Source organism: Gilvimarinus gilvus, from assembly GCF_030518155.1.
GTDB lineage: Bacteria > Pseudomonadota > Gammaproteobacteria > Pseudomonadales > Cellvibrionaceae > Gilvimarinus > Gilvimarinus gilvus.
Window position 1 is genome coordinate 16,598 of sequence record NZ_JAULRU010000705.1, and the last position, 12,950, is coordinate 29,547.

A 12,950-nucleotide genomic window follows, 5' to 3' on the forward strand; every position below is an offset into this window, starting at 1 on the left:
CTCAAAAAACTCTGTACGCTAGCGAATATTAGGAATAAGGCCGGGAATGCCCAGATTATCTACCCAATCCACTGTTAATGGGCGTAGAATCCGAGCGCACCTGCATACAAGCGCGCTTGGGTATATCTGTTTATAGAGAAAACTTTATTTAGCCAAACAGCCACTCAAAAACTCATCCATTGCTCTTAAAGTCGCAATACGATTCGACTCGTTCAGCAGAAAATGGTCTTCGTTCTCAAGCTCAAGATACTCCACGTCTTTGTCTTCTTTTAATAGAGCGTCGCGCATTTGCTCGCCATGCTTAATCGGTACCTGACGATCATCCGTTCCGTGAATAATCAAAACCGGAACTTTCACTTTGTCGGCATAGTTCACCGGCGATATCGATTTTAACTCTGCGTTGTCATTGCCAATCTGTTTATCAACAACGTTGTCGGTACGCCAGAATTGACGGTTATCCTTCACCAAATCGTAAACATTGCTGACACCGTTAATGCTAATGGCGCACTGATAGAAATCTGGCGTTTTCACTACGCCCATCAGCGAAGCATAACCGCCATAGCTAGCACCAACCGTAGCCATTCTGGCAGGATCAGCGATGCCTTTTTCAATTAAGTAGAGCGCACCGTCTTGCACATCGTCCTGCATTTCCTTGCCCCAGTTTTTAAGGCCGGCATTGCGAAAGGCAACTCCCTTACCGGTAGAGCCCCGAAAATTCATGCGCAGTACCGCGAAGCCCTTGCTGACCATGAACTGAGTCATGTAATCGAATGTGTGGCTGTTGTGATACATTGGCCCACCGTGCGGAAACACGACTGTCGGAAGGTTCTTGGCTTCCTTTCCCTTCGGGGTTGTTAAAAAACCTTCAATGTCTAAACCATCGCGCGACTGGTAGGTAATACGCTCCGTTGGCGACATATCGCCCGGCTGCAAATTTCTGTATCGGTACGCAATTGCCTCAAGCTTGACCGGGTCTAACTGGCCCAAAAAGAAAGTTCCGGATTCGACATCGCTCACACTGTAAACCAGAAATTTATCCAGCGAATCTGTCATTGAAAAAATAAAATTGTAAGTATCTTTTAGCGCACCATTCACTACCTTTTTCAGCTTATGCAGTTTTTCATCAAAAAAGTGGGTGCCACCCATTTCTTGACTGCTAATACCAATGACTTCATCCGTTTTCGGAGAGTAAATTAGGTGACCCCCAATATCGTATTCTTCCCGGTGCAAAACGAGTTCTTTTTTTAGCTCCGAATCCTTTAGGTTAACCCGAAATACCGAGCGCATATCGTTATGGTAGGCACTAACGTATAAAATATTTGGGTCGGATCCGAAACCTAAAGCGTCCACGGCATCTTCTGCAAATATCTCGTGGGGCCAAAGCTCGCGCCATTTGCCGCTGTCAATATCTTTAACCAACGTAGTGGCTATGCCATCGTCGTACTTGCGTGCCAAACGTACACGGTGCTGCCGATCGGTCACCCAGCCGGACACCCACGGCATGGCATCCTGCACTACCGTAACCGCTTGGGTTTTAAAGTTAACCTTGCTCACCGTCGGTGCGCCGGCAAAGCCATTATTGATGCTGGGAATCTCCATTAAAATATGATCAGGATCATCCGGTAATGTATCAATTACGGTATTAAAGTTAGAGGGTCTTACCACATAGCGGTTAACAAAGGCGTTGCTAAACGGCTTGTAAATTTCGCCATTTTCACTATCGACCACCATGAGTGAAAAATCGCGAGTTTTAAATTTGGCCCGCATACCACCCACTTGTTTGTCTCGTTCACTGGGGCTAAATACCGTCACCAGTAAATGCCGGCTATCCTTCCAACCAACACTGTGTAGAAAGAACTCGGTATTATCCGTGAACAAGACTATTTCTCGCTCATCATTCTCGGTTGAGGATATTTGCACGGCCTGGCCACTGAGCTCTTCCGTTTCCAGGCGCAGCACACTGGCTACTTTATTGCCGTCGGGCGAAAGCCTGAGTTTATCGACATCCGGCAACTGACCAAACTGATCGGTGGTCGGCGCAGCGGCTGCGCCTAATGTGAACAAGCTTAAAAGCAGGTAGGCTATCCATCGGGCATTAGAAAGCATCATTAAGACCCCTGTATTATGATTATTACTGTCCTTAAACATCAATGTTATTGCGGCGCCAGCCGCTGTAGCGACAGCAGCAATACTAACATTCGACACAGTAGTGGCCAATGCCACGCGGCCCACAATAAATATGATTTATATGAATTAACTACCGCCCACAGAGCTACAAAGACAAGGACAACTGACCGTTTAGAGCGGTTCGTATTAACCCAGAAAGAAGCTTATGGCTCGGCTCAAACTACTTACCGGGCGTAAAGTTAGCCACAGGATGTGAATTGTTTTTCCCCAGTTGCTCGGGCTGCGCCTCATCGAAAATACAGAGACTTGTCTTGAGCAAAAGATCCTGAACACGAAGGACATTTTTGGCCGCTCTGATTATCTGAAATTTCACTCTTCGATGACACTTTTCTACTTGGCGGCGGTCAATGGACCTTTTTGCCGCGCCATATATCATTTTTTTGCTGGCCAGCAAGATCACAACACTCTCACCATGCGACCTGCGCTTTAGCGGCCCAACCGTACTGGCCAACACTATTTTGGTGCGATACTTTTCGACCCAGCCCCAAACAAGTGCCCCCATTATTCCAAACCTGAAGGATAACATTCGTTTCTGTGCACTTTAGTTTGGGGGCGCACATCGACAGCGCGAATTTCCTAGGCTACTGGCCAATTCCAACATCCGTCTAAATTTGGCCCACCTATTGCTGAATGTACCTACAGCCTAAAAGATGGAACCTATTATGCTTTTCACTCCTCTACGCCTGTTTATTAACAGTGCAGGCACAGGAACGCTTATAGCCTTAGTAACGGTACTGTGTATCACAGCCGTCACCGCGCAACTAATGAGCGGACCGACAGCTCTGATTGTAGGGCCACTGCTTTTTCTAGGTTATAGTTCGCTGGGCCTTATCGTCTTTTTTTACAGCGATGCGCACGCGCTTGTGCAAGCACTAGAACAAAACACCGATTACTCTCAGGAAGAGCTTGAAGAAAAATTCAGCCCTTTTTTACAATCGGTTGTTCTGCAATTTATTCAGGCTCGTACACATGCTCGCCGCAGAGCTGAGCTTGGCGACGATGTGAGAAAAGAAATACAGCATGCGGCTAACGAATTAGATCAAACCTCTGGCCGGTTAGCTCAGAATATTACTGAGCAGTCCCATGCCACGCGATCGGTCGCCGCTGCCGCGACGCAAATTAGTCACAGTATTGACGAGGTTTCCAAGCAAACCCAGCAAGTGTATGAATCCGCACAGACGCTGGACGGTTTGGGTAAAGACGGCCTGTCGTTACTGCAACAAATGCAGCTATTTATGGCACGTGTTACGCAACAAGTATCTGACTCAGAAAATCAACTCAGTGAACTGGAAACACGTAACCGCGATGTGGCCTCGATTTGTGACGTTATCGCTGAGATTGCCGACCAAACAAACTTGCTAGCACTCAACGCCGCTATTGAAGCGGCCAGGGCGGGAGAGCAAGGCCGGGGCTTTTCAGTGGTCGCCGATGAGGTTCGGGCGCTTGCCAGCCGCTCACAAGACTCAACCAAAACAATCTTGGGCCATGTACAACAAGCGCAGAATCAGATGGAAAGCGTTCGTCAGGCAATGGCTGTGCTTAACAGTGAAGTCGGTGGTGCGGTGGAACAATCAGAAAACTCCGAATCAATTATGAAACAGGTCAGTGGTTTTGCTCAGGGCGTGGCGGGCAAGCTTTACGAGGTTTCCAGCGCAGCTACACAACAGAATACTGCAGCCCATGAAATTTCAGACCGAATAGAAGAGGTGGCTGCTCTGGCAGAACAGAACAGCCTTATTGCGCAACAATCGCAGCAAGTCGCGAAGCACGTATGTCAGCTGTGCCAGGCTGAGGACTCATGAATATGATATGGATCGGCTTAATGCTGTTTGTTTGCACCACAACTGCGGCCGTTGTAGTGCTTGCTATGCGCCGCAAAAAAGCGCGGATTCGACAGCAAATGCAAGGCTTGCATCTGCTGCGGAATCTGCGATTTCTGTTGTCGGAGTTACAGCAACATCGAGGCTTGAGCAGCGGTTGGCTCAATGGCGCCACCGAGCTGGACAGTAAAATTCGCAAGCTTCAGGGCGACATTACCAGGCAAAAAAGTGATGCGAGCCGATCCAGCTTGTGGCTCGCAGGCAATGCACGTTGGCTTTCTATTATTGATCATTGGCAAAGGCTCGAAGCCGGTTTCAACGACCTTGAGCTGGATCAAAATATCAAACAGCACAATGCTCTTATTCAATCATTACTGTACCTGATAGATGACATGGCTCAATCACATGATCTACTGTTGATCAACGTTAAGGGCAAGCCTCTCAATTTCGCCTGGCGTGAACTTCTTATTGCGGCGGAATGTGTCGGGCAACTGCGAGCCATGGGTACAGCCGTAGCCGCCAGTGGTGAGTGCAGTGTTGTCTCGCGTATTAGGCTCAATTATCTTTGCCAGAAAATTGATTCGGCGACAACCACCGCCTGGCAAACAATGCCCCCACAACATGAGCACAAACAAAAGTTGATCGACTTAAACCATTATGTAGCCCACACCATCATTCAGCGTGAACAGGCGGCCAATGCAGAAAATTACTTTGCCTTGGCCACAGAAGCGATTGAGGGAATCTACAATCAGTTTGATCAAGCTATAGATTCTGCGCGACGTCTCTCTTAGCTACACTTGTCGGTGCAATCGCCGCGCTTAATACACTGTCTCCTTGCTCGGGCTTTACACCCAGTACCGCACCTAACCAAGTGTATCTGGAGGCAAGGCGGTACCCCGCTAAACTAACGGCAAGGGTTATTATGAGTACAAGTAGCGGCTCTAGTATTGGGCCCAAGGTCATATTTGCCAGCGCATAGACTGAAACAACGATAAGCGTCTGGTGTAAGATATAGAAACAAAATACAGCTCGATTGGCGCGCTGCACCCAAGCTTTGGGACGAGCCAACAAGGCCTGGCCGAAACCCAGTACGGCCGAAATCCATAACCAGCTATTCGCAGACCATATTGCTCCTTTCACGTACCCTTCTATAGGCTCTACCAACGGTAGATAGTGCGAAATACTGCCGCCATTGACCAAAAACACAATCACTAAGTAGCAAATAACCCCCAGGGTTAAACTCAGATAACGGTACTGTTTGAACGCTTGCCAAAGCCGGTTTGATTGCACCACGCCAAAACCGAGCAAAAATACAAACACGTAGCGAGCATGGTTATACCAATCATCCACCAAGGTAAAGGTCGTCGGGTAGGCTTCCCACAGGAGTTCACCAATCAAAAACACGCCTACGGCAGGCACCAGCAGGAGTGACCAACCCGGCATGCGAGCCACCAAGACCCGCGCCAGCGGCGAGGCGGTAACCCGGCGAACAAATGGGTATAGCAGCCAAAGTATTGTGATATAGGCAAACAGATAGCACAGGTACCAAAGGTGATTGTAGGTTAGGTTGGTAGGTACAAGGCGAATGTACACATGCGGTAGCTCGCCAAACCCAATGTACTGCCACCAAAACTGTACATAGTCGAGATCGAAGCTTGTTTCACTCTTTATTTCTATATAGACCTGAGGCGCTACAATAAACACGCTGCCAAAAACCAGGGGCACAAACAGCCTCGTTGCTGTGCGCCGAAAAAAACCTAAGCCACTGCAACGCTGGAGTTGGTATGCTATAGCAGCGCCACTGATGAGGAAGAGCAATGACATGCGCCATTGATTGGACCACAACATAAGGTACTGTACAAATTCACTTTGGTATTGGCTTTTCACATGCCAGCCCCAGTCGGCTACATAGGCCATGCCCAGGTGGTACAGAATAAGCAAACCAAAGGCGAGTACCCGCAAGCCGTCGAGTTCATTCTTACGTTGTTGGTACCAAGGTTGATACTTTTCAGCAGACATGGTGTCCTCCCGTTGCACACTAAATTCACGGGTATTGTGTAGCTTAAGCTACCTCGGTAGGCTCCCTAAGTGACTGATAGAAAACAAATTGTGATAAACGGCAACCCAGTGTGATGAAACGCTTAGCAGCAGGATATAGGCATGCCTGAACGGCTTAAACAACATTTCTTAGAACACCAGATTTTATGGCCCTGTGTTTTTTTATTGATATGGGCGCTGCTTAATATTGCGCTGCTCACGACCACTGTCATCATGGAGTATCAACGCGAAGGCCGGTCCATCGACTATTGGCAACCACTGTGCTGGGAGGTGACAAGTATAGTGATGATTCTGCTGTGCATTTGGCCCATCGCGTACATAAACCGCTTGCTCCAATCTCGCTTTTCGCTTCCGGCCCAGTTATTGGGCCACGCATTCGGGTTAATTTTATTTTCTATCATTCATGTCAGTGGCATGGTCGCCTTGCGCAAGCTTTGGTATTGGCTCGCTGGTTCCCACTACAATTTTGGCGATTTTTGGTATGAGTTTGTGTACGAATTTCGCAAAGATGCCATGAGCTATATCACCATTGTGGTGGTCATTTCAGGTTATCAGTTTATGGTGCGACGCCTGCGTGGTGAAGCCAGCTATATCGACAAAGGCGAGGAATCCAATGAGCAGCTTGCAGATCGTCTATTGGTCAAAAAACTGGGTAAAGAATTCCTGATTACCACCGCTGATGTTGAATGGGTTGAGGCGTCTGGTAACTATGTCAATTTGCACGTGGGCGGGCGCGTCTATCCAATGCGCTCGACGATGGCTAAGCTTGCGAAACAGCTTCCGGCACAAAATTTCCGGCGGGTACATCGCTCTGCCATTGTCAATCTGAACCAGGTAAAGCATATAGAGCCGACCGAATTTGGCGATTATGTAATTGCGCTAACCAATGATCAGCAGGTGCCTCTGTCGCGGCGTTATCGAGATGCCTTTAAGTCTGCGTTCGCCGACAAGCCGTGAGGTGGCCAAATATAGCGGTTAGAGAGGGGGGTCATTGTAAAAATGGGGGGATGGCAGTCCCTTGCCAGCGTTCGATTAACTGTTACGTGACTTAAACTCACGAATCAACTTGTTAAAGCTTTCCGCATAATCTTCGAGCTCTTTGACCGCCTTTTTCTGATCGCCACGCGACATGCCAGAGCAACCTAAATACTCTTCCATCGCTTTCACATAGGCTTTTACTTCATTGTTGGCTTTTACCATTTGGGCAGTTACTGCCGTCGCCGGGTCGGGAAACTCACCGGGTTTAGCAGGCTCACTGCAGGCAAAAGATGCCGCAGGAAACGCCATTGTCATGAGCAGTATTGCTTGAGTGAGTACTTTTTTCATCTTGCGCTCTCTACCGTGTATTGTTCTTTCAACTATACCTTAAACCGCCCGACTAATTCTGACATCTTTTTCGCCATCTTAGCCAAATTAACACTGTTAGAGGTAATACGACCGGAGCTCTCGGCAGTACTTTGCGCAACACCGGACACGCTGTCGATATTCACTTCAATTTGTTGCGTAGCGGCCGACTGCTGCTCGGACGCTGCGGCAATTTGATTAGTGCGATCGCGGATTTCACCCACATAATTGGTAATTTCTTCGAGGGCTTCGGTCGCTTCGCCCGCCTTCGTTACCGAAGCATCGGCCTGAGTGGTGCCGGCGGTCATCATTTCTACCGCTTCGGCCGAGCCGGTTTGCAGTCGCTCGATCATCTCTTGAATTTCTGTGGTTGAACTCTGCGTGCGCGAGGCGAGTGTGCGCACCTCATCGGCAACCACCGCAAAACCACGGCCTTGCTCACCGGCACGCGCCGCTTCAATCGCTGCGTTCAATGCCAGCAGATTGGTTTGTTCGGCAATACCGCGAATCACATCCAGCACGGTACCAATAGCCACCGTCTCTTGCCGCAAGCGGTCAATTACCTCAGAGGCGGTACGAATATCGGCCGAAAGACTCTGAATTTGGCTCATGGTGCTCTGCACGGTTTGTTTGCCGCTCATAGCGACCGTATCGGCCTGATGCGAGTTTTCCGCTGTTTCGGCCACTCGCTGGGTAACATCGGAGACTACCGCAGCCATTTCTTTAATCGCGGTTACGATTTGCTGAATATCGGCTTGCTGCGAGGTAATCGAGCGCTCGTTTTCCTGTGACAGGTTTGACAGGATATTGGCGCTTTCATCCACCTCTACCGCTGTTTCTGCAACACTGGAAATAATCGTGTGCAAACGCTCAACGAAGCGGTTGAAACAGGCGGCCAATTCGCTGATTTCGTCACTGCCCTCAACCGGTAGACGACGGGTAAGATCACCCTCACCCTCAGAGATATCGCGCAGTGCGCGCACTACATTATTAACAGGCTTAATAATACTGGCCTGTACTACATAGGCGAGGCCTGCAGCCACCAAGCTAATGACAATGACGACAATAATGGCGTCAAACACCGACTCAGAAACCACTTCGTCTAATTCTGCCAGGTCGACATGGAATGAAATGGTGCCGACTTTACTGCCATCAGACTGAATCGCCTCGGTTACGATAATGGCATTTTCCAGCTCTACAATGCCCGGGCTGTTAGGCCGCGACGGTAAACTGGCTGGCATTTTGCCGCCACCGCTGCGAGAAAACCACGCGAATGGCTCACCACCGCTGTAAACAACCGCGCCCAACACGCGCTCACTGGCCTTTAGGGCTTCGAGTGAAGCGGTAACCGTCATGTCGTCTTCAAACATAATGGCGCCAACACTGGCCTCACCCAACACTTCTGCCAACGACCGGGTATCTTCTACGATAGTATCTTCCACCCGAGAAATACCGGAATTAACAGTGACCACTGTGGTTACAATTACCGCTGCTATACAGGTCAGGGTGACGCTAAGCAGGATTTTCCACTTGAGAGATAAATTTTTCACGGCGTCCTCGTTTATTTTTTAGAGTGCACTCGGCTTTTTAAGTTATAGGGGAGAAACCCCTGAATAGCCACACCGAAATCCACCTTTGTCTTTGCATTATAATGCGCCAGTCGGTAATTTCGAGTAATTTGGCGCATTTTTCCCAAGTAAATCGCTATAACAGTTTGCAAAGAATGCAAGATTCAATATATTGCCCACCTTTAAAACACCGACTTTTTACCGGGCGTTTATTGCTTTCGGCAGGGGCACGTAAACCTTTATATAACAATATAGATATAACCGGTCATAAATACACTAGGTGTGGTCTGCGTTGGCTTGCTGCATTGCCCACAAATTGGCGTAGTGACCCGCTTGGCTAAGCAGCTCTGTATGAGTGCCACGTTCAACCACCGCCCCGTCGGCCAGCACGACAATGCGGTCAGCATCGACAACGGTGGACAGCCGGTGTGCGATAACCACGGTGGTATGACCCCGGGCTACTTCAGCCAGAGCGTTCACAATGGCAGCTTCGGCCCCTGAATCTAACGCAGATGTAGCTTCATCAAACACCAATATAGGCGAGCGTTTGAGAATGACCCGGGCGATGGCAATACGTTGCTTCTCGCCGCCGGAGACTTTTAACCCGCGCTCCCCAACTATGGTTTTATCACCCTCTGGCAAGCTGTCGATAAACCCACGCAGGTGTGCCAAATCAATGGCCTGCTCAATATCCTTGTCACATGCACCCGGTCGGCCATAGGCGATGTTGTCGCGAATACTGGTGTTGAACAGCACCGTATCCTGGGGCACTATCGCCACCTGCTGGCGCACACTCTCCTGAGTGACCTCGGCAATATTCTGGCCATCGATAAATATGCCGCCATTGTCGACGTCGTAAAAACGATACAACAACCGGGCGAGGGTGCTTTTGCCGGCCCCGGATGCGCCGACGACGGCCAGCTTCTGACCACTGGGCACGGTGAGATTTAAGCCCCGCAAAATATGCCGTTGGGGCTGATACCCGAAAGTGACATTGCGAAACTCTATCTGACCCTTGTCTAGTTTTAGGTCTGGCGCGCCGGTTAGGTTGACAACTTTGGGGGTTCGTTTTAGCAGTGCCAACATGCTTTCTAAATCGGTGAGGGCGCGACGAATTTCCCGATACACAAACCCCAAAAAATTCAGCGGCATAAATAGCTGAATCATGTAGGCATTGACCATGGTTAAATCGCCCAATGTCAGCTCACCATTAACCACTCCGTCGGCGGCCAGGAACATCATTGCGGTCATTGCTGCGGCAATAATAAGCGCTTGGCCTGAGTTTAATGCCAGTAAGGTCAAACGGTTTTTTAGCTTAGCGCCTTCCCAGTGCGCCAAGTGCTGGTCGTAATCGCTCGCTTCAAACTCATCGTTATTAAAGTACTTAACAGTTTCATAATTAATAAGGCTGTCTATCGCCCGGGTGTTACTGACCGAGTCAGCCTGATTAGCCTCGCGGACAAAGCGTGTGCGCCAACTGGTTACTATTACCGTAAAGGCTACATACACAATAACCGCGCCTAAGGTAATCAATGCGTAAAGTGGCGAAAAAGCAAGTGAAAAAATGGCGGCTACAAATAGAATTTCAAACAGTGTGGGCAAAATATTAAACATTAAAAATCGCATCAGAAAACTGATGGCCGAGGTACCCCGCTCTATGTCGCGGCTGATACCCCCGGTTTGACGGTTTAAATGAAATTCCAACTCCAACTTGTGTAAATGCTTAAAAACACGCAAACCAATGCGGCGCATAGCGCGCTCGGTTATGCGGGAAAAAATGGCATCGCGCAATTCACCAAAAAAGGTCCCACCGAAACGCAGAACACCATAAAAAATAAGCAACACCACCGGCAACACCAATACGGTTTGCAAACTTTTATCGAGCCCATCAACAATATGTTTGAGCGCCCAGGGCATTAATAACGTAGCGCCTTTAGCCGCCAACAGTGCAGCAATCGCCAGCAATGCTCTGCCTTTAAATTCCAATAAATGTGGCCAAAGGTAAGAAAAAACCTCGCGCAAAGACAGCGGCGGAATCGTCTCGTCGCGCTTAGGGGGCGGATACTTACCGGCGGAACCGCGCATTATAAAGCGGTGGGTAAAAATGGCTGAGGAATAGAGAAGGGCATGGTTGGGGTCCTAGGGAGGAGGATCGGAACATAGGCCAGACGTCTGAGGTCGAACGTCTGACACATGATCGATGTTCACATGCATCAGACCTCAGACCTTCGACGTCAGACTGTCATCAAAACTTCCAAACCACCTTGGCAAACAGACGCACATCGTCGTCATCGCCGACGGTGTCTTCGTTATCCACCGGCGCCGCAGCCGATACATTGGCGTGCCAGCTTTTGCTGTTAAAACGGGCACCGATGCCCGCGCCGGTTAGGTCGCGTTCGTTGTTGATGCGCTCGTCCCAGGGGTTTTTGTTCACATCCACAGCGCCGTGGTCGAGCAAGCCATACACCTGCCATTTGTCGTTCAGGTTGTAACGCAACTCCAGGTTGGCGATATAGCCTTCATCGCCACTGGCTTCACCCTGGGCGTAGGCGCGCACACCATAAGCACCGCCTAGGCTGATTTTTTCGGATGAGTCTAAGTTTTTATCGGCGAACTGCCCGTGGATCTGGGCGTGTAAACTCCAGTTACCCACAAGATTTTGCAAACGCATAATCGATGGCGTCCAGCGCTCGAAGTCGCCGGCGGTTTGCGCGGTAACCGAATCGATAATCTGATCCAGATAGCTGTTGATGGTCAGCTCGCCTTGAGTGTAAGCCACAGACCACTGGGTCACACCGCCGCCTAAAAATTGGTCGCGCCAGTCACCGCCGATGGTTAAGGTGTACAGCTCCGACTCTTTATTACTGTTGGAGCCGAAAGCTTGAATTTTGTCTTCCAAGTCTTTGCTGTCGTATTGCAGCTGCGCACTTAAATTGTGATTGCGCGTGCGGATAAACGACTGATCCACAAACACGGTAGTGATTTTGGCGTTACCGGTTGCGTTGAGCTCATCAAAGTTACCGCCCAGCTCGTAGTCCATATCCGAATAGGCCGCACCGATGTTGGTGGCCCAGGGGCCGACCGGCATTTGGTACTGAGCGCGGAAGAACACTTGCTCTTCATCGCTGCCGAGGGCGCGCAAATCAAAACGATCGCCCATCGCCAGCGGGCTATTCACCTGTAAGCTCGCGCCTAGGCGGTATTCACCGATGGATTCATTGCCGTGGTTGTCCAGCTCTACGGTGCCGTTGACCCAGGGGCCTTGTTGTACGTCTACCTTTAAATCGCTGGTACCCACTTCTTCACCCGGTACCAGGGTGGTCATCACCTCAATGCCCGGCAAATCGGATAAACGCAACAGAGGCGATTCCAGCTCTTCGGCCAGAATCATTTGGTTGGGTTGTAACGAGCGGAACGGACGCTTCACCACAAAATCAGCGGTATGCGACTCGTTGGTTAAGGCCACTTTACCCAGGCGACCTTCGAGCACATCAATGGTAACGGTGCCGGTGGATACATCCTGTTGTGGCAAATACGCGCGCGCCAAAAAGAAACCGCGCTCGCGATAGTACGCGGTGATCTTACCGGCAGCCTCTTGTAGCTGCGCAAGACTGAGTTTTTGGTTAGCCATGCCATTGATTAGAGATAACAGGGTGTCGGCATCAAAAGCCTGATTGCCGGTCACGGCAAACTCATCAACCAACACTTTGGGGCCACCTTCGGGTGCTTGCGGTGCACTGGGCTGTGCTGACAACTGCACATCTAACTTGGATTCTTCCACTTCCTGAACGGGTTCGGTTTCCAACTCACGAATAAAGGTGCCGGCATTGGGGACCACCTGAGCAGCCGCCTGAGCACTCAAAAGCGCGCCGGTGAGCGTAAACAAAGAAAGCGAACTGAGGCGTACAGCGTTCATGGTTTTCTGTTTCCCTTTAGCGGTGTGAGGTTTTAAGTGTCCCTGTAATGATTTCAT

10 protein-coding genes are annotated in these 12,950 nt (G+C 49.8%); 4 read left to right on the forward strand and 6 right to left on the reverse strand.

The features are described 5' to 3' along the window. Positions 1–144: 144 nt before the first annotated feature. The gene (locus tag QWI17_RS17525) at positions 145–2,109 is read right to left on the reverse strand and encodes an alpha/beta hydrolase family protein (protein WP_302723819.1); all 1,965 of its coding nucleotides are present in this window, start codon (positions 2,107–2,109) and stop codon (positions 145–147) included. 289 nt (positions 2,110–2,398) lie between these two features. Between QWI17_RS17525 and QWI17_RS23700 the strand changes: the two genes are divergently transcribed. The 3 genes from QWI17_RS23700 (at position 2,399) to QWI17_RS17535 (ending at position 4,798) form a co-directional block, all read left to right on the forward strand. Next, positions 2,399–2,617, forward strand: a complete 219-nt coding sequence (locus tag QWI17_RS23700; RefSeq protein WP_368045362.1) for a DUF1810 family protein — start codon at positions 2,399–2,401, stop codon at positions 2,615–2,617. Between the two features lie 232 nt (positions 2,618–2,849). Continuing rightward, positions 2,850–3,989 (forward strand): methyl-accepting chemotaxis protein, encoded by a 1,140-nt coding sequence (locus QWI17_RS17530; protein WP_302723820.1) that lies wholly within the window; start codon positions 2,850–2,852, stop codon positions 3,987–3,989. Continuing rightward, complete coding sequence (locus QWI17_RS17535; protein WP_302723821.1) at positions 3,986–4,798, forward strand: nitrate- and nitrite sensing domain-containing protein; 813 nt, start codon at positions 3,986–3,988, stop codon at positions 4,796–4,798. Before QWI17_RS17530 ends, QWI17_RS17535 begins: the two co-directional genes overlap by 4 nt. On the opposite strand, the gene QWI17_RS17540 is transcribed toward QWI17_RS17535, so the two are convergent. Continuing rightward, positions 4,770–6,026, reverse strand: coding sequence for an acyltransferase family protein (locus QWI17_RS17540; protein ID WP_302723822.1), 1,257 nt, complete (start codon positions 6,024–6,026; stop codon positions 4,770–4,772). The two genes, QWI17_RS17535 and QWI17_RS17540, sit on opposite strands and share 29 nt — an antisense overlap. 141 nt (positions 6,027–6,167) lie before the next feature. Here QWI17_RS17540 and QWI17_RS17545 point away from each other — a divergent pair, with 141 nt between their 5' ends. Continuing rightward, complete coding sequence (locus QWI17_RS17545; RefSeq protein ID WP_302723823.1) at positions 6,168–7,022, forward strand: LytR/AlgR family response regulator transcription factor; 855 nt, start codon at positions 6,168–6,170, stop codon at positions 7,020–7,022. Between the two features lie 75 nt (positions 7,023–7,097). Here QWI17_RS17545 and QWI17_RS17550 read toward each other — a convergent pair whose 3' ends face one another. The 4 genes from QWI17_RS17550 to QWI17_RS17565 all read right to left on the reverse strand — a co-directional run bounded on the left by QWI17_RS17550 (position 7,098) and on the right by QWI17_RS17565 (position 12,950). Beyond that, positions 7,098–7,391, reverse strand: a complete 294-nt coding sequence (locus QWI17_RS17550; RefSeq protein ID WP_302723824.1) for a hypothetical protein — start codon at positions 7,389–7,391, stop codon at positions 7,098–7,100. 32 nt (positions 7,392–7,423) lie between these two features. After that, complete coding sequence (locus QWI17_RS17555) at positions 7,424–8,959, reverse strand: methyl-accepting chemotaxis protein (protein WP_302723825.1); 1,536 nt, start codon at positions 8,957–8,959, stop codon at positions 7,424–7,426. A 294-nt stretch (positions 8,960–9,253) separates the two neighbouring features. Continuing rightward, positions 9,254–11,062, reverse strand: coding sequence for an ABCB family ABC transporter ATP-binding protein/permease (locus tag QWI17_RS17560; protein ID WP_302723826.1), 1,809 nt, complete (start codon positions 11,060–11,062; stop codon positions 9,254–9,256). Between the two features lie 160 nt (positions 11,063–11,222). Continuing rightward, positions 11,223–12,950, reverse strand: coding sequence for a ShlB/FhaC/HecB family hemolysin secretion/activation protein (locus QWI17_RS17565; protein WP_302723827.1), 1,728 nt, complete (start codon positions 12,948–12,950; stop codon positions 11,223–11,225).

What these genes read in the sequence shown, in the direction of transcription:
- QWI17_RS17525 (WP_302723819.1), bottom strand. Translation starts at nt 2,109, where the DNA reads ATGATGCTTTCTAATGCCCGATGGATAGCCTACCTGCTTTTAAGCTTG.
- QWI17_RS17530 (WP_302723820.1), top strand. Translation starts at nt 2,850, where the DNA reads ATGCTTTTCACTCCTCTACGCCTGTTTATTAACAGTGCAGGCACAGGA.
- QWI17_RS17535 (WP_302723821.1), top strand. Translation starts at nt 3,986, where the DNA reads ATGAATATGATATGGATCGGCTTAATGCTGTTTGTTTGCACCACAACT.
- QWI17_RS17540 (WP_302723822.1), bottom strand. Translation starts at nt 6,026, where the DNA reads ATGTCTGCTGAAAAGTATCAACCTTGGTACCAACAACGTAAGAATGAA.
- QWI17_RS17545 (WP_302723823.1), top strand. Translation starts at nt 6,168, where the DNA reads ATGCCTGAACGGCTTAAACAACATTTCTTAGAACACCAGATTTTATGG.
- QWI17_RS17550 (WP_302723824.1), bottom strand. Translation starts at nt 7,391, where the DNA reads ATGAAAAAAGTACTCACTCAAGCAATACTGCTCATGACAATGGCGTTT.
- QWI17_RS17560 (WP_302723826.1), bottom strand. Translation starts at nt 11,062, where the DNA reads ATGCGCGGTTCCGCCGGTAAGTATCCGCCCCCTAAGCGCGACGAGACG.
- QWI17_RS17565 (WP_302723827.1), bottom strand. Translation starts at nt 12,950, where the DNA reads ATGAAATCATTACAGGGACACTTAAAACCTCACACCGCTAAAGGGAAA.